This window comes from Candidatus Methylomirabilota bacterium (genome assembly GCA_035260325.1).
Lineage (GTDB): Bacteria > Methylomirabilota > Methylomirabilia > Rokubacteriales > CSP1-6 > AR19.
The window spans coordinates 16,777-40,194 of record DATFVL010000144.1 but is presented as its reverse complement, the minus strand read 5'-3'; the positions used below and the strand labels follow the sequence as shown (position 1 = coordinate 40,194).

Sequence of the window (23,418 nt, the reverse complement as noted above, 5' to 3'; positions counted from 1 at the left end):
GTGGGCGAGCTCAAGCGCGATGTCGCCGACCTCGTCGCCCGCGTCGGCGAGCTCAGGGGGCATCTTTGACATTCCCGGCAAGGAGCAGCGGCTCGCCGCGCTCGACACCGAGATGGCGTCGCCGGCCTTCTGGGAGGACAACCGGCGCGCCCAGGAGCTGATCCGGGAGCGCACCGAGCTCGCCCGCACCGTGGCGCGCGTCGGTGAGCTCACGACGCGGGCCGAGGAGCTCGGCGTGATGCTGGAGCTCGCCGCCGAGGCGGGCGACTCGAGCCTCGACACCGAGATCGCCGAGGGCACGGCGAAGCTGCGCGCCGACCTCGACGAGTTCGAGCTGAAGATCCTGCTCTCGGGTCCGCACGACGCGAAGGCGGCGGTCCTCTCGATCCATCCCGGCGCGGGGGGCACCGAGTCCCAGGACTGGGCGCAGATCCTGCTCCGGATGTACCTCCGCTGGTGCGAGCGTCACGGCCTCACGGCGGAGGTCGTGGACCTCCTGCCCGGCGACGAGGCCGGGATCAAGTCGGCGACGGTCGAGGTCACGGGCGACTACGCCTACGGCTACCTCCGCGGCGAGACCGGCGTCCACCGGCTCGTCAGGATCTCGCCCTTCGACGCATCCCGGCGGCGCCAGACGAGCTTCGCCTCGGTCGCCGTGGTGCCTGAGGTGGACGACGTCGAGGTGAGCGTGCGTGAGGACGAGATCCGCGTGGACGTCTTCCGCGCCTCCGGCCCGGGCGGGCAGGGGGTCAACACCGCGGACTCCGCGGTGCGCATCACGCACCTGCCGACCGGGATCGTCGTCCAGTGCCAGAACGAGCGGTCGCAGCTCCGGAACCGGGACACCGCGATGCGGATCCTCAAGGCCCGGCTCTACGAGCTCGCCCAGAAGAAGCAGCGCGAGGCGCTCGCGGAGCTGGCCGGGGAGAAGAAGGAGATCGCGTTCGGCAGCCAGATCCGCTCCTACACCTTTCATCCCTACCAGCTGATCAAGGACCACCGCACGGGGCTCGAGATCGGCAACGTCGAGGCCGTGATGGACGGCGACCTCGACGCCCTCATCAAGGCCTACCTGCTCTGGTCCCGGGGAAGCCAGGCGTGACCGAAGACACGAACGACCTCGTCCGCCATCGTCGGGAGAAGCTCGAGTCGCTGCGCGCGCTCGGCGTCGACCCCTTCGGGGGCCGCTTCCCGGTGACCCACTGGGCGCGGCCGCTCGCCGACCGGCTCCGCGCCGCGAGCGAGGAGGAGCTGAAGGCGGTCGAGCCCGTGAGCCTCGCGGGGCGCGTGGTCGCGCTCCGTCACCACGGCAAGTCGTGCTTCGCCCACCTCATGGACTACACGGGGCGGATCCAGCTCTACGCGCGCGCCGACCGGCTCGGCGACGACTACGCGCGCTTCACCGACCTCGACCTCGGCGACTTCGTCGGCGTCACGGGCGAGATGTTCCGCACGCGCACCGGCGAGCTCACGCTGGGCGTCAAGTCGTTCGGCTTCCTCGCGAAGGCGCTGCGGCCGCTCCCCGAGAAGTGGCACGGCCTCAAGGACGTGGAGACGCGCTACCGGCAGCGTTACGTGGACCTCGTCGTGAACGCCGACGTGCGCGCGATCTTCGTCCTCCGCACGCGCCTCGTCGCGGCGATCCGGAGGTTCTTCGACGCGCGCGGCTTCCTCGAGGTCGAGACGCCGATGATGCAGCCGATCCCCGGGGGGGCGATCGCGCGGCCGTTCAAGACCCACCACAACGCGCTCGACATGGACCTGTACCTGCGGATCGCGCCGGAGCTCTACCTGAAGCGGCTCCTCGTCGGCGGGCTCGAGCGCGTCTACGAGATCAACCGCAACTTCCGGAACGAGGGCGTCTCGACGCAGCACAACCCCGAGTTCACGATGCTCGAGTTCTACCAGGCGTACGCCGATTACACGGACCTCATGGACCTGACCGAGGCGCTCTTCGTCGAGCTGGCGCAGACGGTCCGCGGGAGCCTCGCGCTCACCTGGGGGGAGCACGCGATCGAACTCACGCCGCCGTGGCGGCGGCTCCGCTTCTTCGACGCGCTCGCGCAGGCGCTCGGCGTCGGCGTGACGCCCGCGACCGACCCGGCGACGCTCGCGCGGGCCGTGGCGGCGCGGGGGATCGAGATGGCCGGCGCCCCCGCGTGGAAGCTCTGGAAGGAGGTCTTCGAGCGGCTCGTCGAGCCCACGCTGGTCCAGCCGACCTTCGTCGTGGACTTTCCGATCGAGCTCTCGCCGCTTGCCAAGCGGAAACGCGAGGACCCAGCGCTCGTGGACCGCTTCGAGCTCTTCGTCGGGCGGCGCGAGATGGCCAACGCCTACAGCGAGCTCAACGATCCGGTGGATCAGCTCGCGCGCTTCCGCGAGCAGGCCCAGCTCCTCGCGCGGGGCGACGACGAGGCGCACTGGCTCGACGAGGACTACGTGCGCGCGCTCGAGTACGGCATGCCGCCGGCGGCCGGGGAGGGGATCGGGATCGACCGGCTCGTGATGCTCTTCGCCGACCAGCCCTCGATCCGCGAGGTGATCCTCTTCCCGCACCTCCGGCCCGAGGGCGGGCGGCCGGCGGGCGCGGAGGGGCGCGAGGCGCCGTGAAGCGCGGGCTCCCCTTCGAGCTGTTCATGGGGCTCCGCTACCTGCGCGCGCGGGGCCAGCGCACGAACCTGTCGCTGTTCGTGTGGATCGGGGTCGGGGGCGTCTTCCTCGGCGTCGCGGCGCTCATCGTCGTGCTCGCCACGATGACCGGATTCCAGGACGGCATCCGCGACCGGATCATCTCCGCCAACCCGCACCTGCTCGTCTACCACGCCGGCCGCGGAGGGCTCGGCGAGGCGGAGGCGGTGGCGGCGCGCGTCGCGGCGATCCGCGGCGTGCGCTCGGCGACGCCGTTCGTCCACCAGCAGGCGCTCTTCACGCTGCCGGGGGGCGGCGCGCACGGCGGGCTGGTCCGGGGCGTCGACCTCCAGGCGCCCACGGTCGTCCAGGACCTCCAGGGGCAGCTCCGCAGCGGGAGCGTGCGCCCGCTCGCCGACGGTGAGGCGGCGATCCTGCTCGGGCGCGAGCTCGCGCGCATGCTCGGCGTGAGCGTGGGCGACGAGGTCACCGCGATCTCGCCCGAGGGCGCCCTGACCGCGGTCGGCATGGTCCCGCGGATGCGCCGCTACACCGTCGCGGGGACCTTCGAGCTCGGCATGTACGAGCTCGACGCCTCGCTGGCCTACCTGGCGCTCCCGGCGGCGCGCGAGTTCGCCGGGCTCCAGGGGGCGAGCGGCATCGAGGTCAAGCTCGTCGACCCGTTCGACGCCAGGCGCGTGGGGCGCGCCGTCGGCGCCGAGCTCGGCCCCCCCTACTGGGTGCGCGACTGGATGGACATGAACCGCAGCCTCTTCGCCGCGCTCCAGCTCGAGAAGCTCGCGCTCTTCGTCATCGTGACGATCATCGTCCTCGTCGCCGCGTTCGCGATCATCGGCCATCTCGTGCTGCTGGTGGCCGAGAAGCGCAAGGAGATCGGCGTGCTCAAGGCGATCGGCGCCTCGGGCCGGAGCATCACCATGGTCTTCTTCACCGTCGGGATGACCATCGGCGTCGCCGGCACCCTCGCGGGCAGCGTGCTCGGGCTCGGCCTCATCTGGGCGCAGAACACGTACAAGATCATCAGGCTGGCGAGCGACGTCTACCAGATCAGCTACCTGCCGATGAAGCTCACCCTCGGCGACGGGCTGATGGTCATCGGCGCGACGCTGTTCCTGTCCTTCCTCGCGACGATCATCCCGGCGCGCCGTGCGGGCGCCCTCGAGCCGGTGGACGTGCTGCGCTATGAGTAGCCCCCCCGCCGGGCGGGACCGCTCGGCGGGCGCGCCGGCGCTCCTCGCGGGCGAGGAGCTCGACAAGGAATACCGCTCGGGTCCCGAGGTCGTCCGCGTCCTGCGCGGCGCAAGCCTCGCGATCCGGCCCGGCGAGATGGTCGCCCTCGTCGGCGCCTCCGGCGTCGGCAAGTCCACGCTCCTCCACCTGCTCGGCGCCCTCGACCGGCCGACCGCGGGCCGCGTCCTCTGGGAGGGCGAGGACCTCTTCGCGCGCGGCGAGTCGGACCTCGTGCGTTACCGGCGGCAGCAGGTCGGCTTCGTCTTCCAGTTCTACAACCTGCTCGGCGAGATGAGCGCGCTCGAGAACGCGATGATCCCGGCGCTCCTCCTCCGAAAGCCCGCGGAGGAGGCGCGGGAGCTGGCGGGCGCGGCGCTGGCCGAGGTCGGGCTCGGCGATCGCCTGCGCCACCGGCCGGGCGAGCTCTCGGGCGGCGAGCAGCAGCGCGTCGCGATCGCCCGGGCCCTGGTCAACGCGCCCAAGCTGATCCTGGCGGACGAGCCGACCGGGAACCTCGACCCGAAGGCGAGCGAGGTCATCTACGACCTGTTCGCGAGGCTGCAGGCGGAACGGGGCATCGCGTTCCTCGTGGCGACCCACAATCCCGACCTCGCCCGGCGGGCCGAGCGGGGCTACCGGCTGATCGAGGGACGGGCGCGAGAGATCGACTAAGGGTTTCGCGGATTTACTCCCGCGCGAGAAAAGGCTAGCGGGCATCTGGAGCGTGGGCTATACTGAGCGCGTAGCCTACTAACTAGCCGTCGTCGAAAGAGAATTTGCCGCTCGACGACCTGGGGGAGGGGTGGGGGACGGCCAGTGTTTGAACGATTCACCGAACGGGCGCGACGGGTCATCATCCTGGCTCGGGAGGAAGCAGGCCGCTTTCGTCACGATTTCGTCGGAACGGAGCACGTCCTTCTCGGTCTGATTCGCGACGGCGAGGGCATCGCGACGGCCGTCCTCCAGCGCCTCGGGCTCAGGCTCGAGACGGTGAAGGCGGAGGTCGAGCGTGCCCTGGCAGGCTTCCCCAAGACGCTCACGTTCGGCGAGGTCCCCTTCACCCCGCAGGCCAAGCGGGTGCTCGAGCTCTCCATCGAGGAGGCGCGGCAGCTCGGCCACAACTACATCGGCACCGAGCACCTCCTGCTCGGGCTGATGAAGGAAGGCCAGTCGATCGCGGCGAAGATCCTCGAGTCGCTCGGGGCGCGGCTGGACGAGGTGCGGCAGGAGACGCTGGCGCTCCTGGGCGACCAGTACTACCCCCGGCCGAAGAAGCGCTCCCAGACCCCGGTCCTCGACGAGTTCGCCCGCGACCTCACGCAGCTCGCACGCGAGAGCAAGCTCGACCCCGTCATCGGCCGCGAGCAGGAGATCGAGCGGGTCATCCAGATCCTCGCGCGCCGGACGAAGAACAACCCCGTCCTCATCGGCGAGCCCGGCGTCGGCAAGACGGCGATCGTCGAGGGGCTCGCGCAGAAGATCGTCAGCCACGACGTGCCGGACGTCCTGGCCAACAAGCGCCTCCTCCAGCTCGACCTGGGCGCCCTGGTCGCGGGGACGAAGTACCGCGGCCAGTTCGAGGAGCGGCTCAAGGCGGTCATGAAGGAGATCCGGCAGTCGGAGAACGTCGTCCTGTTCCTCGACGAGCTGCACACGCTGATCGGCGCCGGCGCGGCCGAGGGCGCGATCGACGCGTCCAACATGCTCAAGCCCGCGCTCTCGCGCGGCGAGATCCAGACGATCGGCGCGACCACGCTCGACGAGTACCGCAAGTACATCGAGAAGGACGGCGCGCTCGAGCGCCGCTTCCAGCCGGTGATCGTCAAGGCGCCGACGGTGCCGGAGGCCATCGAGATCATCCGCGGCCTGCGCCACAAGTACGAGGCGCACCACCGCGTCAAGATCACCGAGCAGGCGATCAACGCCGCCGTGCACCTCGCCGACCGCTACATCACGGACCGGCAGCTCCCGGACAAGGCCATCGACGTGATCGACGAGGCGTCGTCGCGGACGCGGCTCATGGCGCTCACGCCGCCGCCCGAGCTCAAGGAGCTCGAGAAAGAGCTCGAGCGCGTGATCCGCGAGAAGGACATGTACCTCGAGGCCCAGGAGTTCGAGAAGGCGGCCTCGCTGCGCGAGAAGGAAAAGATCCTTCGCCACCGCGAGGAGGAGCTCAAGCGCGAGTGGGAGAAGAACAAGGGCAAGGGCACCCAGTCGGTGGAGGAGGTGGACATCGAGTTCATCGTCTCGCGCTGGACGGGGATCCCGCTCGCCAAGCTCGAGGAGAAGGAGTCCGCGAAGCTCGCGCGGATGGAGGAGGCCCTGCACGGCCGGATCGTCGGCCAGGACCCCGCGGTCGCCGCGGTGGCGCGGGCGATCCGCCGCTCGCGCGCCGGCCTGAAGGACGCGAAGCGCCCCGTCGGGTCCTTCGTCTTCCTCGGCCCGACCGGCGTGGGCAAGACCGAGCTCGCGCGGGCGCTCGCCGAGTACCTCTTCGGCGACGAGAACGCGCTGATCCGCGTGGACATGTCCGAGTACATGGAGAAGTTTTCCGTCTCGCGGCTGCTCGGGGCGCCCCCGGGCTACGTGGGCTACGAGGAGGGCGGCTTCCTGACCGAGAAGGTGCGCCGGCGCCCGTACTCCGTGGTGCTCTTCGACGAGATCGAGAAGGCGCATCCCGACGTGTTCAACATGATGCTCCAGGTGCTCGACGACGGGCGGCTCACGGACTCGCTCGGCCACGTCGTGGACTTCAAGAACACCATCCTCATCATGACGTCGAACCTGGGCACGAGCCTGATCGGCAAGCGCGTGTCGCCCGGCTTCCTGCAGGAATCCGACGAGGCGTCGTACGACAAGATGAGGGACCGGGTGCTGGAGGAGCTCAAGCGCGCGTTCCGACCGGAGTTCCTCAACCGGATCGACGACATCATCGTCTTCCACGCGCTATCGCTCGACCACATCAAGCAGGTCATCCGGTTCATGATCGCCCGGATCAACAAGCAGCTGGCCGAGAAGGGTATCGAGCTCGTCCTCTCGCCCGCCGCCGAGTCCACGCTGGTCGACAAGGGCTACGACGCGACGTACGGCGCGCGGCAGCTGCGGCGCACGATTCAGAAGGAGATCGAGGACCCGCTGGCCGAAAAGATCGTGCGCGGCGAGGTCGCGGAACACGCACGCATCGAGGTCGACGTCGACGCGGCGGGCTTCACGTTCCGCGAGGCGCAGGCTGTCGAAGCGCCGCTCGAGCTTGCAGAGCACTAGGACGCTGTTCCCACACTCCTGAGCGTCCGGTGACGACAAGGGGTCGAGTCCGTCTCACCATTGTTGTCGCCCTCGTGACCGCCGTCCTCGGCGTCCGGGCCGCGGCGGCGCAGCCCCCGGCCCAGCGGCCGCCGTCCATCACGATCAAGGAAATCGCCGTCGAGGGCGCGCGGCGCGTCCAGGAGGCGGTCGTGTTCGGGCGGGTGAAGAGCACGGTCGGTTCCCCGTTCAACCCGACCCTCCTGTCGGAGGACATCCGCGCCATCTTCGGCCTCGGCTTCTTCGACGACGTGCAGCTCAAGGTGGAGGACTTCGAGGGCGGCGTGAAGGTCACGTTCGTCGTCACGGAGCGCCCGTTCGTGCGCGACGTGGATTTCGCCGGTAACAAGGAGCTCAAGCGCGAGGAGCTCCAGGACAAGATCGACCTCAAGCTGGGGCGGGTCTACAACCCGGTGGACGTCCAGCGCGCGGTCGAGAAGCTGCGCGACTTCTACGAGGACGAGGGCTACTTCGAGGTGCAGATCACGCCCAACGTGGAGAAGTTCGCCGACGGCGACGTCCGCGTGGTGTTCAGCATCGCGGAGGGGCGGCAGATCAAGATCGACACGATCGTCATCAAGGGCAACGCGGGCCTCAGCGACAAGGTGATCAAGGACGCGCTGGCGACCCGCGAGCGCCAGTACTTCATCCTCCGCGGCAAGGTCCAGCGCCAGCGCCTCGACGAGGACGTCGAGCGGATCATCACCCTCTACAACGACCACGGGTACGTCCAGGCGCGCGTCGAGTCCACCGACGTCAAGGTGGACCGCGAGCGCGCCCTCGTGACGATCACGTTCACGATCGTCGAGGGGCCGCAGTTCCGCGTCGGCGAGATCAAGGCGACGGGCTTCACGCTCCTGCCGGAGAAGGAGATCATGCGCCAGGTCCCCTTCAAGCCCGGCGACGTCTTCAGCCGGACGGCCATCCGCGACAGCGTGAAGGCGATCGAAGCCCTCTACAGCACGATCGGCCGGGCCTCGGCCGACGTGGCGGCGCGGACCGACCAGGTGCCCGGCCAGAACGTCTTCAATCTCACGTACGAGATCGTCGAGGGGCCGGAGGTCTACGTCGAGCGGATCAACATCACGGGGAACGTGCGCAGCCAGGACAAGATCCTCCGCCGCGAGATCCCGCTGCACGAGGGCGACCTCTACACGCTGCAGAAGAAGGACCGGGCCCGCCAGAAGCTCGTCAACCTCGGGTACTTCGAGAAGGTGGACGTCACGACCCAGCCGGGATCGGACAAGACCAAGATCATCGTCAACGTCGACGTGACCGAGAAGCCGACCGGCCTCTTCAGCCTCGGCGGCGGCTACTCGTCGGTGGACGCCTTCGTCGGCACGCTCGACCTGGCCCAGCGCAACTTCCTCGGGCGCGGGTGGGAAGCCTCCGCCCGCCTCCGGCTGGGCGCCCGGACGACCCAGGGCGTGATCAGCTTCACCGATCCGTGGTTCCTCGACCAGCCGCTCTCGGCGGGCTTCGACCTCTTCAGCACGGATCGGATCTTCACCGAGTACCACTACAACTCCCTCGGCGCCGGGCTCCGGCTGGGGCACCCGTTCCTCGAGTACTGGCGGTGGAACCTCGGCTATCGCGTCTCGCAGGACCGGATCAGCCACCTGTCCGACGTCGCCGCGCTCTCCCCGGCGCTCGTCGACCAGGTCGGGACGCGCGTGACCTCCATGGTCTCAGGCGTCCTGTCGCGCGACAGCCGCGACAACGTCACCTTTCCAACCACGGGCGGCCAGGCCAGCGCCTCGGTCGACTTCGCCGGCCTCGGCGGCGACTCGCGCTACGTGAAGACGGGCGTGTTCTTCACCCGCTTCCAGTCGATCTGGCTCGGCCACGTTCTCTCCGGCCGCGCCGAAGCGGACTACGGCTTCGGCTGGTCCCAGGACCCGCTGCCGCTCTTCGAGCGCTTCTACCTCGGCGGCCCGAATTCGGTCCGCAGCTTCAAGTTCCGCCAACTCTCACCCCAGGACGAGAGCGGCAACCGGATCGGCGGCAACAGCGAGGTGCTCGGCAACCTCGAGTACCTCATCCCGCTGCCGCTCGGGTTCCGGCTCGCGGGCTTCTTCGACATCGGCCAGGTCTATGGCTTCGGCAGCGACTTCGACCTCTCGACCCTCCGCAAGGCCGCCGGCCCCGGCTTCCGCTGGCAATCCCCGTTCGGGCCGATTCGCATCGACTACGGCGTGAACCTGGACCGCAAGAAGGGCGAGAACTTCGGCGCGGTTCAATTCTCGGTCGGCACGCCGTTCTAGGAGGCTCTGATGAGGGCACTGGGGAGCGCATTGATCGTCACGGCCGCCGCGCTCGTCGTCGCCGCGCCCGCGCTCGCTCAGGCGCCGGGGACGCGAATCGCGTTCATCGACGTCCAGCGCGTCCTGGCGCGCTCGGCCGCGGGCGTCGCCGCGCGCGAGCAGCTCGAGCGCGAGAAGGCGGGGATGCAGAAGGACATGGACGCCAAGCGCAAGGAGCTCGAGGCGCTGCGCGACGAGCTGGAGAAGAAGGGCCCGCTCATGACGGCGGAGGCCCGGCGTGACAAGCAGGACCAGTTCGAGCGCAAGCGGCGGGACGCCGCGCGGCTCGCCGACGACCTCCAGAAGGAGCTCGAGAAGAAGGAGGCGGTGCTGCTCCAGAAGGTCCTCCAGGAGATCTCCGGCGTCATCGAGAAGATCGGCAAGGAGCGCGGCTACCACCTCGTCGTCGAGCGCCGTGGCGCCGCCATCCTCTACGCCTCGCCGGAGGCCGACCTGACCGAGGAGATCATCAAGGCGTACGACCAGCAGGCCGCGAACAGCAAGATGAAGAAGTAGCGCCGCCGATGGGCAACAGAGCGGGGTTCACCCTGGGTGAGCTCGCCGAAACCCTTCGGGCGACGCTGGAGGGCGACCCGACCCGGATCGTCACCGGCGTGGAGACGCTCGACGCCGCCGGTCCCGAGCACGTCGCCTTCCTGATCGATCCGCGCTACGCCAAGTCCGCGGCGGCCTCGCGCGCCGGCGCGTTCCTGGCCGGCCCGGACGCCGCGGGCCTCCCCGGGCCCGTGCTGCGGACGGCGAAGCCCCAGCAGGCGCTCATCCGCCTGCTCCTGCTCTTCCACCCGCCGCCGGCGGCCGCGCCCGGCGTCGATCCCACCGCGGTGGTCGCGGCGGACGCGCGCGTCGACCCGACCGCGGCGGTGGGCCCGCTCGCCGTGGTCGAGTCGGGCGCGGTGCTGGGCCCGCGCGTGCGCGTCCACGCCTTCGCGTTCGTCGGCGCGCGCGCCGAGGTCGGGGAGGACTCCGTGCTCCACCCGCGCGTGGTGCTCTGCGCGGGCGTCAGGCTCGGGCGCCGCGTGATCGTCCACGCCGGCGCGGTGGTCGGCGCCGACGGGTTCGGCTACGCGTTCGACGGGGAGGCGCACCGGAAGATCCCGCAGGTGGGCGGCGTCCTCATCGAGGACGACGTCGAGATCGGTGCCAACACGACGATCGACCGCGCGACGCTCGGCAACACCGTCGTCCGGCGGGGCACGAAGATCGACAACCTCGTCCAGATCGCGCACAACGTGGAGATCGGCGAGCACTCGATCGTCGTCGCCCAGGTCGGCATCGCAGGCTCGAGCCGGATCGGGCGCGGCGTGATCCTGGCCGGACAGGTCGGCGTCGCCGATCACCTGACGGTCGGCGACGGCGCCGTCGTGCTCGCGCAGTCGGGACTCGCGCGCGACGTCGCGCCGGGCGAGAAGGTCTTCGGCACGCCGGCGCGGCCCGTGCTGCGCGCCAAGCGCCTCTTCACCCTCGAGGAGCAGCTCCCCGAGATCGTGAGGCGCCTTCGCCAGGCGGAGCGGCGGCTCGAGCGCCTCGAGGGCCAGCTCGGTCTCGCCGGCCCCGAGCGGACGAAGGGCGATGACGCGCGCTGAGCCGATCCATCCGACCGCGCTCGTGGACCCGGCCGCCCGGATCCATCCGGCGGCGCGGATCGGCGCCTTCTCCGTCGTCGGCGCCGGGGTCACGATGGGCGCCGAGGCGGAGGTCGGCCACCACGTCGTGCTCGAGGGGCGCGTCGAGCTCGGCGCGCGCGCGAAGGTCGGCCACGGCGCGGTGCTCGGCGGCCGGCCCCAGGATCTCAAGTTCAGGGACGGGACGCCCTCCGGGGTGCGGATCGGGCCGGACACGGTGCTGCGCGAGTACGTCACGATCCATCGCGCGACGCGTCCCGAGGGCTGGACCGAGATCGGCGCGGGCTGCCTCATCATGGCGTACTGCCACGTCGCGCACGACTGCCGCGTGGGCGACGGCGCGATCCTCATCAACTACGCGGGCATCACCGGCCACTGCGAGATCGGCGAGCGCGCAACGATCGGCGGGCTCACCGGCGTCGTGCCGTTCACGCGCGTCGGCGCCTTCGCGTACGTCGGCGGCCTCAGCAAGGTGACCCAGGACGTGCCGCCGTTCGTCCTGGCCGAGGGCAGTCCCGCGACGGCGCGCGGCGTCAACGTCGTGGGGCTCCGGCGCGCCGGCGTGCCGCCGGAGGACCGCCGCGTGATCCAGGACGCCTACCGGATCCTCTACCGCTCGGGCCTGGCGCCGCAGGGCGCGGTGGAGCGCATCCGGCGCGAGCTGCCCGCGATCCCGCCGGTCGCGCGGCTGCTCGAGTTCATCGCCGGGGCGCGGCGGGGGATCTGCGGCGCGCCGAGCCCCGAGCCGGGCGCCGTCCCCGCGCCGTCGGAAAGCGAGCCGGTGTGAGCGTGGAGCCACGGCTCCGAGCGGGCGTGGTGGGCGCCGGGCACATGGGCCAGTACCACATGCTCGTCTACGCCGAGCTGTGGGACATCGAGCTGGCCGGCGTCGTGGACGTGGACCGCGAGCGCGCGGCCGCCGTCGCGGCGCACTACGGGACGCGCGCGTTCACCGACCACCGCGACCTCCTCGGCCGGGTGGACCTCGTCAGCGTCGCGGTGCCGACGGAGCAGCACGCCGCGATCGCGAGCGACTTCCTCGAAGCGGGCGTCGGCGTGCTGGTCGAGAAGCCGATCGCGCCATCGCTGGAGGAGGCGCGCGAGCTCTTCGCGCTCGCCCGCCGGCGGGGCGCGGTCCTGCACGTCGGCCACGTCGAGCGGTTCAACGGCGCGGTCCAGGAGCTGAAGAAGATCGTCGAGCGGCCGATCCTCGTCGAGTCCCGCCGCCTCGGGCCGTTCGCGCCGCGTGTCCAGAAGGACACCGTCGTGATGGACCTGATGATCCACGATCTCGACATCGTGCTCGGGCTCGTGGACTCCCCGCCGCGCCGCCTCACGGCGATGGGCATCGCGGTACACTCGCCGGTGACGGACGTCGCGACCGTCCAGATCGGCTTCGAGTCCGGGACGATCGCGATCATCACCGCGAGCCGCGCCACGGAGGAGAAGATCCGCACGCTCGCCGTGACCCAGCCCGACGCCTTCGTGGTCCTGGACTACGCCGAGCAGGACATCCGCGTGCACCGGCGTGCCGCGCAGGAGTACACGCTCGAGCGCGAGTCCATCCGGTACCGCCGCGCCTCGTTCGTCGAGCACGTCCAGGTCCACCGGGAGAACCCGTTGAAGCTCGAGATCCAGCACCTCGCCCGGGCCGTGCGGCGCGTCCGGGCGGGGGAGCCGCTCGTCCTCGCGGAGAGCGAGGACATCCGCTCGCTCGCGATGGCGCTCGAGATCGAGCGGATGATCCGCGACGGGCGCTCCGAGACCGCGTACGCCGCGAATCCACCGTGGAGCGGGCGCTCGGCCTGATGTGCGGCGCCGGCGTCCTGCCGGCGCGCATGGCGGCGGAGGCGCGGCGCCAGGGCTGGCGCGTCGTGGCCTTCACCTTCGGCGAGGCGCCCGGCGTGGAGCGCCACGCGGAGCGCACGATCCCGAGCCGGCTCGCCGAGCCGGGCGCGGTGCTGGCGGGGCTCCGCGACGCGGGTGTGACCGCGGCGCTCTTCTCCGGGCGGTTCTCGGCCCGCGACGCGCTCGGCGCGCGCCCGGGCGACGCGGCGGCGCACGCCATGGAGGCGCGCGCCGGCTCGCGGCTCGACGTGCGCCTCATCGAGGTCGTCGTGGCGACCTTCACCGAGATGGGCATCACGGTCCTCGACCAGCGGCCGTTCCTCGGCGACGGCCTGGCGGCGGCGGGCTGCTGGTCCGCGCGCCAGCCGACGGACGAGGAGCAGCGGGACGTCGAGCGCGGGCTCGCGCTCGCGCGGCTCCTGGCGGACGCGCGCGTGGGCCAGACGGTCGTCGTGCGGCGCGGCGCCGTGACCGCCGTCGAGGCGATCGAGGGGACGACCGAGGCGATCCGCCGCGGCGCGGCGCTCGCCGGCCCCGGCGCGGTCGTGGTGAAGGCCGTGGCGCGCGACCACGACTACCGGTTCGACACGCCGACGATCGGGCCCGAGAGCGTGGACGCTGCCGCGGCGGGGGCAGCCGCCGTGGTGGCGGTCGAGGCGGGGCGCGTGCTGCTCCTCGATCGCGACGAGAGCGTGCGGCGGGCGGACGCGGCCGGCATCGCGCTCGTCGGAGCCTGACGTGGGCGCGGCCGCGCTCGACATCATGCTGGTGGCGGGCGAGGCGTCGGGCGACCTGCACGGCGCCGCGCTCTGCCGGGCGCTCCGGGCCGAGCGCCCCGGCTGCCGGCTCTTCGGGATGGGAGGCGCGCGGATGGCGTCGGCGGGAATGGAGCTGCTCGTGGACGTGACGGCGGCGGCCGCGACGGGCGCGAGCGAAGCGGCCGGGCGCGTGCCGCTCCTGCTGCGCGCGTACCGGCGGCTCCGCGCGGCCCTCGAGGGCGCGCGGCGCCCGCGGGTCCTCGTCGTCATCGACTTCCCCGAGTTCAATCTGCGCCTGGCGCGCGCGGCGCGCCGCGCGGGCGTGCCGGTCGTCTACTTCATCCCGCCCCAGATCTGGGCGTGGCGCGGCGGCCGCGTGCGGACGATCCGCCGGCGCATCTCGCTCGTGCTCGCCGTGTTCCCGTTCGAGGCGGCGATGTATCGCCGCGCCGGCGTGCCGGTCGAGTTCGTGGGCCACCCGGTGCTCGACGCCGTGGCGGGTGCGCCGGACCGGGCGACGGCGCGGCGCGGCCTCGTCCTCGACGCGGGGGCGCCGGTGATCGGGCTCCTGCCCGGAAGCCGGCGCGAGGAGGTCGAGCGCGCGCTGCCGCTCATGCGCGAGGCCGCGGCGATCGTGGCGCGCGCACGGCCCGACGCGCGCTTTCTCCTGGCCCTCGCCCCGACCGTGGACGCGGCCGCGGTGCGGCGCGGTCTCGGCGCGGCGCCGCGGATCGAGGTGGTGGGCGGGGACACGTACGGCGTCATGCGCGCGTCCGATCTCGTGCTGGTGACGTCGGGCACGGCGACGCTCGAGGCGGGCGTGCTCGGCACGCCGATGGTCGTTTGCTACCGGTTCTCGCCGCTCTCCGCGCTCGTCGCGCGCCTCCTGATCCGCGTGCCCTGGTTCAGCCTGCCGAACCTGACGCTCGGGCGCGCGGTGGTCCCCGAGCTCTTCCAGGGGGCGGCGTCGGGCGAGAATCTCGGCCGCGAGGCGCTGGCGCTCCTCGAGACGCCCGGCGCGCTCGCCGCGCAGCGCGCGGCCCTGGGGGAGCTCGCGGGAGAGCTCGGCCGGCCGGGCGTCGGCGCGCGCGCGGCGCGGCTCGTCCTCGCCGAGGCGGGGCGGTGAGCCGGGCCCTCGGCGGCCTCGCGCCGCCGCTCGCCGCCGCCGCGGTGCGGCTCCTCGGCGCCACGCTGCGCGTGACCGTCACGGGCGCCGACGGCCTCACGCCTCGCTGGGCGGCGGGCGAGCCGCTCATCTACGCCGTCTGGCACGGCCGCATCCTGATGGTCCCGTGGCTGCACCGGCGTCTCGCGGCGACCCGCGGCGCCCGGCCGGTCACGATCCTGGCGAGCCGGTCCGAGGACGGCGACCTGGCCGTGCGCTACGCACGCCGCTTCGGGCTGCCATCGGTGCGCGGCTCCTCCTCGCGCGGGGGCGGGGACGCGGCGCGCGCGCTGCTCGCGCGGCTCCGGGGCGGCCACGACGTCGCCCTCGTTCCGGACGGGCCCCGCGGGCCGCGCGGCCAGGTCGGGCCCGGCGTCGTCGCCCTCGCCGCGCTCACGGGCGCGCCCATCGTGCCGCTCGCCGTCGCGGCGCGGCCCGCGTATCGCCTGGGGAGCTGGGACGAGCTCATGATCCCGCTGCCGTTCGCGCGCTGCGCCCTCGTCTTCGGCGCGCCCCTCCGCGTCGCGCGCGACGCCGACCGCGAGCGGGCGACGAAGGAGGTCGCGCGGGCCCTCGACGAGGCGACCGTGGCCGCCGACCACCTGGTGGGCGCCTGATGTACGCCGCGTACACCCTCCTCGCCGGCGTGGCGCTGGTGCTCGTCTACGCGCCGGCGGCGCTCCTGCGCCGGCTCCGCCGAGGCGTCCCGCTCCACCTCCGCGACCGCCTCGCCCTGCGCGCCTCGCGGCCCGCGCCCGGCCCGCGCGCGGGCTGGCTGCACGCGGTCTCCGTCGGCGAGGCGATCGCCGCGGCGCCGCTCGTCGAGGGCCTGCACCGCCTGCGCCCGGACCTGCCGCTGGTCGTGACGACGGTGACGGCGACGGGCGCCGGCGTCGTGGGCGAGCGCTACGCCGGCGTCGCGACCCACCGGTTCTTCCCGATCGACCTGCCGTGGGCGGTGCGGCGCTTCCTCGACGCGCTCCACCCGGCGTTCCTCGTGTGCATGGAGACCGAGCTCTGGCCCAACCTCCTGCGCGCCCTCGCGGCGCGTCGCATCCCGGTGATGATCGCCAACGGCAGGATCTCCGACCGCTCGTACCGCCGCTATCGCCTGATCCGGCCGTTCATGGCGCGGGTGCTCGACGGCGTCCGTGTCTTCGCGATGCAGTCCGCCGAGGACGCGCGGCGGATCATCGCGCTCGGCGCCCACCCGGAGCGCGTCGTGGTCACCGGGAACGTCAAGAACGAGCCGCTGCCCGACACCGCGGGCTCGGTGGATCTCTGGCGGCGCATGCTCGGGCTCGAGCCCGGCCAGCCGGTCTGGATCGCCGGCAGCACGCATCGCGGCGAGGAGGCGATGGTTCTCGACGCCCACCAGCGCGCGCGCCGCGAGTTCCCGAGCCTGGGCCTCGTCCTGGCGCCCCGGCATCCCGAGCGCGCCGACGAGGTCGCCGATCTCGTCGCGGCGCGCGGCTTCCCCGTGGTCCGCCGGAGCGCGCTGCCGCGCGCCCGCGAGCGGCACGCGATCGTGGTGCTCGACACGGTCGGCGAGCTCGCCCCGCTCTACTCGGTCGCCGACGTCGTGTTCGTCGGCGGGAGCCTCGTGCCGGCCGGCGGCCACAACATGCTCGAGGCGGCGCTCCGCCGGAAGCCGGTGCTCTTCGGTCCGCACGCGACGAACTTCCGCGAGGCGGCGACGCTCCTCGAGACGGTGGGCGCGGCGCTCGTCGTCCGCGACGGCGACGAGCTCGGCCGCGAGCTGGCGCGCCTGCTCGCCGACGCGGACCTCAGGCAGAAGCTCGGCGAGGCCGGCTACGAGGCGGTCGCGTCGCGCCACGGCGCCGTCCAGGAGACGCTCGACCTGGCCGCCCGGTTCCTGCTCCCGGGGGCGGCCGGGTGAGCGAGCGCGGCTCGCGGCTCACGCGCGGCTGGGAGGAGGGCTTCGGACGCGGGGCCGGGGGCCTCCTGTCGGCGGCGGGCGGCGGCTACCGCGGGCTCCTCGGCGCGCGCGAGTGGCTCTACGCGCGCGGCGTGCTGAAGTCGCGCTCCGTCGGCGTCCCCGTCGTCTCGATCGGCAACCTGACCGTCGGCGGCACCGGCAAGACGCCCGCGGTCGAGGTCGCGGTGCAGACGCTCACCGCCCTCGGCCACAGGCCGGCCGTCGTGAGCCGCGGCTACGGCCGGCGCACGGGCGGCATCCACGTCGTCGCCGACGCGGCCTCGATCAGGCTCGACGCCGAGGAGGCGGGCGACGAGCCGTTCCTGCTCGCGCGGCGCCTGCCGGGGGTGCCCGTCGTGGTCGGCGGCAACCGCTACGCGACCGCGCGCCTCGCCATCGAGCGCTTCGGTGTCACCGCGATCGTCCTCGACGACGCCTTCCAGCATCGGACGCTCACGAAGGACCTCGAGGTCGTGATGGCGCTCGCGTCGGACCCGTGGGGCAACGGCCGGCTGCTGCCCGCCGGGCCGCTGCGGGAACCGCTCGCGGCGCTCGCGCGCGCCGACCTCGTCGTCGCCATGGGGGCGGCGACGCTGGGCGAGGCGCGGGACGTCGTGGAGACCGTCGCGCGCGTCGCCCCGAGCGTGCCCGTCCTCACCGCGCGCGTGGTGCCCGCCGAGTGCTGGGAGGCGAGCCGGATGCGGCCGGTGAGCCTCGGCGACCTCGCGGGCAAGCGCGTCCTCGGCTTCGCCGGCATCGCCGTGCCCCGCGCGTTCGCCGCCACGCTCGAGGCGAGCGGCGTCACACTCGCGGAGCTCGTGCCGTTCGCCGATCACCACTGGTACGCGGCGGACGACGTCGCGCGGCTCGACGCCCTCGCGGGCGAGCTCGACGCCGACGTGCTCGTCACGACCGAGAAAGACTGGGTCCGGCTGCGCAAGCTCCCACTCCCGCGCCGCCCGCTGTGGGTCCTCGCGATCAGGCTCGTCCTGACCTCGGGCGAGGACGCGTGGCAGGCGGCCTTCGGACGTACGTGCTCGAGAAGCTGAGCGTCCGCCTGCCGAACTGGCTCGGCGACACCGTGATGGCGGTACCGGCGCTGCGCGCGCTGCGCGCGGCGCTCGGCGACGCGCGGATCCTCCTCGCGGGTCCGTGGGCGCCGCTCCTGGCCGGCCAGGGGCTCGCCGACGTGCTCGTGGCGTATCCGCGCGCCTGGAGCGGCCGGCTGCGCGCCGCGGACGAGGTGCGGAGATTCGGCGCCGGCGCGGCCGTGCTCCTGCCGAATTCCCTCGAGGCCGCGCTGGCCGCGGTGTACTGGGGGGCGCGCCGGCGGATCGGCTACGCGCGGGGCGGGCGGAGCTGGCTCCTGAGCGATCCCGTCGCGCCGCCCGACCCGCGCCTCCACCAGGCGGACGAGTACGGCCTGCTCGTCGAGCGGCTCGGCGCGCGCGTGGCCGACGGCGTGCCGCGGCTCCAGCCGCCCAGCGCGGACTCGGCCGAACGCGCCCGGGCGCGCGCGCTCCTCGCGGAGGCCGCCGCGCACGGCGGACGAGGACCCATCGTCGGTGTCCACCTCGGGGCCGAGTTCGGGAGCGCCAAGGTGTGGCCGCGCGAGCGGGTCGTCGAGTTCTGCCGGGCCCTCCGTGCGTCGGGGGGCTCGCCGGTCCTCCTCGGGGCCCCGGCGGACGTGCGGGCCGCCGAGGCGGTTCGCGCGGAGGTGCCCACGCCGAGCCTCGTGGGACGCGACAGTCCGGCCCTCCTGCCGGCACTCCTCGCGGAGCTCGACGCGCTCGTCGCCGGCGACACCGGCGTCGCGCACCTGGCGGCGGCGCTCGGCAGGCCGGTGGTCGCGCTCTTCGGCCCCACCGACCCGGCGTGGAGCGCCCCGCGGGGGCCGGTGACGGTCCTCGCGCGTCCCGTGCCGTGCGCGCCGTGCTTCTACCGGACGTGCCCGATCGATCACCCGTGTATGCGCTTGATCTCCGCCGAGCGCGTGAGGGAGCGCGTCGAGGCGCTCTGCGGAGCACGGCGCTGAAGCCGTTCACCGTCCTCCACCTCGTCGCGAACCGCTGGTGGACGGGGAGCGCGGACCCGACGATCCAGCTCGTGCGAGGTCTCCGCGACCGGGGCCACCGCGTGCTCCTCGGCGTCATGCCGGGCGACCGGTTCGAGCAGAAGGCGCGTGAGGCGGGCCTCGAACTGGTCGAGGGCCTCCGGCTCCACCCGGGCGCCCTCCCGCGCGATACGCTCCGGCTCCGGGCGGTGATCCGGCGCGAGGGCGTGGATCTCGTCCACGCGCACCACTCGCACGATCACTGGCTCGCGCTGGTGGCGCGACCCGCGGGCCGGGGCCGCGGCCGCGCGACGGTGGTGCGCACGTTCCACACGCTGCGCGCGGTGAAGCGCGACCGCCTCGCCGCTGGCCTCTATCGGCGGACGGCGGGCGTCTTCGCGGTCTCGCGCCAGATCGAGACGCGCTGCCGCGAGGTCGGCATCCCCCACGAGCGCGTCTTCTGGATCCCCGGCGCCGCCGACCTGCCGCGCTTCGCGGGGGACGCCGACCCGCGGCGGGTCCGCGAGGAGTTCAAGCTCGGCGACTCGCCCGTGATCGTGTCGGTCGCGCGCCTGGCGCCGAACCGCGGCCACGAGCTCCTGCTCGCGGGCTTCCGCCAGCTCCTCGGCCGAATGCCCCTCGCGCGCCTGCTGCTCGTCGGCAAGGGGGAGACGCGCGCGCGGCTCGAGCAGCTCGTCGCCGAGCTCGGGCTCGCGGCGCGGGTCGTTTTCACCGGGTACCGGGACCGCGACCTCCCGGCGCTCCTCGCGGCGGCCGACTGCTTCGCGCTGATGGCGGCGGGCTCCGACGACTCGTGCCGCGCGGCCCTCGAGGCGATGGCCGCGGCGCGCCCCGTCGTCGCGCGGCGCGTGGGCGCGTTGCCGGAGACCGTGGTCCACGGCGAGACCGGCCTCCTCGTCGAGGACGACAGCCCGGAGAGCGTCGCGGCCGCCCTCGCCCGGGTCCTCGGCGCGGCGGACCGCGGCCGCGCCATGGGGCTGGCGGGCCGGGTGCGCGCGCAGACCGTCTTCAGCCCGGAGCGCTCGCTGGACACGGTGGAGCGCGTGTACCGGAGCCTCGCGTGAGGATCCTCCAGCTCGTGTCCTGCCGCGGCTGGTCGTCGGACGCCTACTGGGCGGCGCGCGTCACGCGCGAGCTCGAGCGGCGCGGCCACGCGGTCACCCTCGGCTGCCGCGCCGGGACCGAGGCACGCGTGCTGGAGCCGGCGCGCCGCGAGGGCGTCACGCGGATCGAGACGTTCGCGTTCGCGAGCGGCCTCGCCCCAGGCGCCGACGTCGCCGACGTGAGGCGGCTGGCGCGGCGCTTCCGCGAGGCGGACGTCGTCCACGTCCACCGCGGCAAGGAGCACTGGCTCGCGGCCGTCGCGAATCGCGTGAGCGGCGCGCCGAAGCCCCTCGTGCGGACGCGGCACATCGCGCAGGCCGTCCGGCCGCACCCGGCGAACCGCTGGCTCTATCGCCGGGCGACCGCGTGGGTCGTGACGGTGACCGAGGCGATCCGGGGGCAGTACGTCGCGGCGGGGCTCCTCCCGGAAGACCGCGTCACGGCGCTCCCCGGGGGCGCCGACGCCGAGCGTTATCGGGGAGTGCCCGGCGATGCCGCGGCGCGGCGGCGGCTCGGCGGCGAGGCCGGCCGGCCGCTCGTCGGCATGCTCGCAGGCCTCCGCGTGATGAAGGGGCACCACGTCGTGGTGGAGGCCGCGGCGCGGCTCGCCCGCGAGGGTCTCCGCCCGCGCTTCGCGTTCATCGGCCGGGGCGGCACCGAGGCGTCGGTCCGGGAGGCGATCGGGCGCGCCGGGCTCGCGGAGCAGTTCACGATCTCGGGGTGGCTCGACGACGCGCCGGGCGCCCTCGCGGCGCTCGACATCGCGCTCTACGTCCCGCTCGAGTCCGACGGCATGTCGCGCGTCGTCTTCGAGTGCCTCGCCGCGGGCCGGCCGCTGATCGCCTCGCGCGTGGGCGTCGTCCCGGAGGTGCTGGAGGACGGCGCGCACGCCGTTCTCGTACCGGCGGGCGACGGGGCGGCGCTCGCCGCGGCGCTCGCCGGGCTCCTCGGCGACCCGGGCGCGCGCGCGCGGCTCGGCGACGCGGGGCGAACGCTCGTCGAGCGCCGGTACTCGGGTGCCCGCGTCGCCGAGGCCCTCGAGGCCCGCTACGCCCGTCTCGCGACCCCGGGCGCGTGAAGATCTCCGTCCTCGCCTTCGACCTCGCGGACAACGCCACGGGCCGCGCCGACCTGCTGGCGCGGCTCCTGGCCCCGCGCTTCGAGGTCGAGGTCGTCGGGCCGCAGTTCGGCCCCGAGCTCTGGAAGCCCGCGCAGGGCGGCGACGTCGCCCACCGCGGCGTCCCGGCGGGGAAGTACCCCGGCTTCTTCAAGGCGATCCCCGAGCTGCTCCGCCTCGCGGACGGCGACGTGCTGGTCGCGTCCAAGCCGCGGCCGACGAGCTACGGCGTCGGGCTCCTCGCGCGCGCGCGTCGCCGCCGGCCGCTCCTGCTCGACATCGACGACTGGGAGCTCGGGTTCTTCCAGCGGTCGGGCGCGTGGGGCCGCGTGGGCCGGGCGCTCGACCTCGCCGACCCGAACGGCCTCGCCTGGACGTGGACGGCGGAGAAGCTCGTCCGCCGCGCCGACGCCCGCCTCGTCGCGTCGCGGTTTCTGGAGGCGCGCTTCGGCGGCGCGTTCGTCACGCACGTGCGCGACACGGACGCCTGGGACCCGGCGCGCTACGACCCGGCGTGGGCGCGCGCGGGGCTCGGTGTGGGGAACCGGCGTGTCGTCATGTTCCTGGGCACGCCCAGGGCCTACAAGGGCGTCGACGACCTTGTCGCCGCCGTGGGGCGCCTCGGTCCGGACGTCGTGCTCGCCCTGGTGGGCGCCCGGCCCGAGCGCGCGGCCGCGCGCGGCTGGGCCGGACGGCCGGACATCAGGGTGACGGGGGAAGTCCCGTTCGAGGACGTGCCGCGCTACCTCGCGGCGGCCGATGTCGTCGCGGTGCCGCAGCGCGCGACCCCGGACACGCTCGCCCAGGTGCCGGCGAAGCTCCTCGACGCGATGGCGCTCGGCCGCCCGATCGTGTCCACGGCGGTCTCGATGATCCCGGAGATGCTCGCGGGCTGCGGCCGCGTCGTCGCGCCGGGAGACGTCGGCGCGCTCGCCGAGGCGATCCGCGACCTCCTCGCGCGTCCGGCCGAGGCCGCGGCGCTCGGCGCAGCGGCGCGGCAGAGGTGCGAGGAGCGCTACAGCTTTCGCGCGGCGCGCGCCGTGCTCTTCCCGCTGATCGATCGACTCGTCTCAAGGTGGCCGGTGAAATGAGTCGCGACATGCGGAACGGAGCCGCCCCGCACCTCGCTCAGGGCACGTTCCGAGTGCCACCGGCCTCGCGGACCCCGCTCCAATGAAGCTCCTCGTCATCGCGCGGCCCTTCGTCTTCCACGGCGGCGTCGAGCGGGCGACCGCCGGCCTCGTCCGGGCGCTCGTCGAGCACGGGTACGACGTGCACCTCTTGACCCCCGGCGGCCGGTATCGGGTGCCGGGCGTGACGCACCACGCGCTCCCGCTGCCGCCGCTCCCGGCGGCGGCGCGTGCCCTCGCCCTCGCCGCGGCGGCGCGCGTCGCCGTGGCGCGCGGCGCGTGGGACGTCGTCCAGAGCCACGAGCGCACGCTCCGCCAGGACGTCTACCGCGCGGGGGAGGGCTGCCACCGCGGCTACCTCGCGAGCCTCGAGGGCCGGCGCGCGCGCGGGCTCTACCACCGCATCGTCCTCGGCCTCGAGCGTCGCGTGTTCGCCCGGACGCCCGAGGTCGTCGCGATCGCCAGGCGCGGGGCCGCCGAGATCGCGGCGCTGTACGCGGTGGCGCCGGCGCGCCTCTCGGTCGTCTACAACGGCGTGGACCTCGCGCGATTCCATCCGCGGAACCGCGCGGCCCATCGCGCGGCGGCGCGCGACGAGGCGGGAATTCCGCGCGACGCCTGGACCGTGCTCTTCATGGGGAGCGGCTTCGAGCGCAAGGGACTCGCGACGCTCGTGGAGGCCTTCGGCGCCTTTCCCGACCGGACCAGCCGTCTGCTCGTCATCGGCCGGGGCGACGCGGCGCCGTCGCGGGCCGTCGCCGGCAAGCTCGGGATCGCCGAGCGGATCGTCTGGCTCGACCCGCGGGAGGACGCCGAGCGGTGGTACGCGGCCGCCGACGTGGTCGCGCTGCCGAGCCGCTACGAGCCCTTCGGCAACGTCCACCTCGAAGCGCTCGCCTCCGGCGTCCCGGTCGTCGCCAGCGCCGCGGCGGGCGGGGCCGAGGTCATTCGCGAAGGCTCGAACGGCGCGGTCGTCGATCCTCGGAGCCCCGCCGCGCTGACCTCGGCGCTCGCACGGCTGCGCGCGATGCCCGCACGGGAGCTGTCCGAGGCCGCGCGCGCGTCGGCCGAGCCCTTCACCTTCGCGGCGCAGGTCGAGGGTTTCGTGCGGATTTACAATCGGTTCCGGGGCGCAAAGTGGGATTCTTCTTGAGA

General features: G+C 73.6%; 20 protein-coding genes. All 20 read left to right on the top strand.

What is annotated here, in order from left to right; genetic code table 11:
- A protein-coding gene (gene prfB, locus VKG64_09750; protein ID HKB25324.1) for a peptide chain release factor 2 occupies positions 1–1,102 on the top strand; the annotation gives its coding sequence in 2 pieces (ribosomal slippage) (positions 1–54 and positions 56–1,102; 1,101 coding nt in all).
- On the top strand, positions 1,099–2,610 hold the full coding sequence (gene lysS / locus VKG64_09745; GenBank protein HKB25323.1) for a lysine--tRNA ligase: 1,512 nt from the start codon (positions 1,099–1,101) through the stop codon (positions 2,608–2,610). The genes prfB and lysS overlap by 4 nt, the downstream gene beginning before the upstream one ends.
- Positions 2,607–3,839, top strand: coding sequence for an FtsX-like permease family protein (locus tag VKG64_09740; protein ID HKB25322.1), 1,233 nt, complete (start codon positions 2,607–2,609; stop codon positions 3,837–3,839). The genes lysS and VKG64_09740 overlap by 4 nt, the downstream gene beginning before the upstream one ends.
- A complete protein-coding gene (locus tag VKG64_09735; protein HKB25321.1) occupies positions 3,832–4,551 on the top strand; it encodes an ABC transporter ATP-binding protein in 720 nt (239 codons plus the stop codon). The genes VKG64_09740 and VKG64_09735 overlap by 8 nt, the downstream gene beginning before the upstream one ends.
- A 144-nt stretch (positions 4,552–4,695) precedes the next feature.
- A complete protein-coding gene (locus VKG64_09730) occupies positions 4,696–7,143 on the top strand; it encodes an ATP-dependent Clp protease ATP-binding subunit (GenBank protein ID HKB25320.1) in 2,448 nt (815 codons plus the stop codon).
- A gap of 74 nt (positions 7,144–7,217) precedes the next feature.
- Positions 7,218–9,446 carry an outer membrane protein assembly factor BamA gene (bamA, locus tag VKG64_09725; protein ID HKB25319.1) on the top strand — a complete coding sequence of 743 codons (2,229 nt, stop codon included), beginning with the start codon at positions 7,218–7,220 and terminating at the stop codon, positions 9,444–9,446.
- 9 nt (positions 9,447–9,455) lie between these two features.
- Positions 9,456–10,001 carry an OmpH family outer membrane protein gene (locus VKG64_09720; protein HKB25318.1) on the top strand — a complete coding sequence of 182 codons (546 nt, stop codon included), beginning with the start codon at positions 9,456–9,458 and terminating at the stop codon, positions 9,999–10,001.
- Between the two features lie 8 nt (positions 10,002–10,009).
- Entirely contained in the window at positions 10,010–11,089 is a 1,080-nt protein-coding gene (gene lpxD, locus VKG64_09715) for a UDP-3-O-(3-hydroxymyristoyl)glucosamine N-acyltransferase (GenBank protein ID HKB25317.1), read from the top strand.
- Positions 11,076–11,915, top strand: a complete 840-nt coding sequence (gene lpxA / locus VKG64_09710; GenBank protein HKB25316.1) for an acyl-ACP--UDP-N-acetylglucosamine O-acyltransferase — start codon at positions 11,076–11,078, stop codon at positions 11,913–11,915. Before lpxD ends, lpxA begins: the two co-directional genes overlap by 14 nt.
- A complete protein-coding gene (locus VKG64_09705; protein ID HKB25315.1) occupies positions 11,912–12,937 on the top strand; it encodes a Gfo/Idh/MocA family oxidoreductase in 1,026 nt (341 codons plus the stop codon). Before lpxA ends, VKG64_09705 begins: the two co-directional genes overlap by 4 nt.
- Positions 12,916–13,713, top strand: coding sequence for a UDP-2,3-diacylglucosamine diphosphatase LpxI (gene lpxI / locus VKG64_09700; protein ID HKB25314.1), 798 nt, complete (start codon positions 12,916–12,918; stop codon positions 13,711–13,713). Before VKG64_09705 ends, lpxI begins: the two co-directional genes overlap by 22 nt.
- A 1-nt stretch (position 13,714) precedes the next feature.
- A complete protein-coding gene (gene lpxB, locus VKG64_09695; protein ID HKB25313.1) occupies positions 13,715–14,860 on the top strand; it encodes a lipid-A-disaccharide synthase in 1,146 nt (381 codons plus the stop codon).
- The gene (locus VKG64_09690) at positions 14,857–15,516 is read left to right on the top strand and encodes a lysophospholipid acyltransferase family protein (protein HKB25312.1); all 660 of its coding nucleotides are present in this window, start codon (positions 14,857–14,859) and stop codon (positions 15,514–15,516) included. Before lpxB ends, VKG64_09690 begins: the two co-directional genes overlap by 4 nt.
- The gene (locus VKG64_09685) at positions 15,516–16,799 is read left to right on the top strand and encodes a 3-deoxy-D-manno-octulosonic acid transferase (protein ID HKB25311.1); all 1,284 of its coding nucleotides are present in this window, start codon (positions 15,516–15,518) and stop codon (positions 16,797–16,799) included. Before VKG64_09690 ends, VKG64_09685 begins: the two co-directional genes overlap by 1 nt.
- Positions 16,796–17,887 carry a tetraacyldisaccharide 4'-kinase gene (gene lpxK / locus VKG64_09680; protein HKB25310.1) on the top strand — a complete coding sequence of 364 codons (1,092 nt, stop codon included), beginning with the start codon at positions 16,796–16,798 and terminating at the stop codon, positions 17,885–17,887. Before VKG64_09685 ends, lpxK begins: the two co-directional genes overlap by 4 nt.
- Positions 17,848–18,873 (top strand): glycosyltransferase family 9 protein, encoded by a 1,026-nt coding sequence (locus VKG64_09675; protein ID HKB25309.1) that lies wholly within the window; start codon positions 17,848–17,850, stop codon positions 18,871–18,873. Before lpxK ends, VKG64_09675 begins: the two co-directional genes overlap by 40 nt.
- Positions 18,874–18,944: 71 nt before the next feature.
- Positions 18,945–19,976, top strand: coding sequence for a glycosyltransferase family 4 protein (locus VKG64_09670; protein ID HKB25308.1), 1,032 nt, complete (start codon positions 18,945–18,947; stop codon positions 19,974–19,976).
- Entirely contained in the window at positions 19,973–21,094 is a 1,122-nt protein-coding gene (locus tag VKG64_09665; GenBank protein ID HKB25307.1) for a glycosyltransferase family 4 protein, read from the top strand. Before VKG64_09670 ends, VKG64_09665 begins: the two co-directional genes overlap by 4 nt.
- Positions 21,091–22,224 carry a glycosyltransferase family 4 protein gene (locus VKG64_09660; protein ID HKB25306.1) on the top strand — a complete coding sequence of 378 codons (1,134 nt, stop codon included), beginning with the start codon at positions 21,091–21,093 and terminating at the stop codon, positions 22,222–22,224. Before VKG64_09665 ends, VKG64_09660 begins: the two co-directional genes overlap by 4 nt.
- Positions 22,225–22,306: 82 nt before the next feature.
- Positions 22,307–23,416: a glycosyltransferase family 4 protein gene (locus VKG64_09655; GenBank protein ID HKB25305.1), complete on the top strand. Its 1,110-nt coding sequence runs from the start codon at positions 22,307–22,309 to the stop codon at positions 23,414–23,416.
- Positions 23,417–23,418 lie beyond the last annotated feature (2 nt).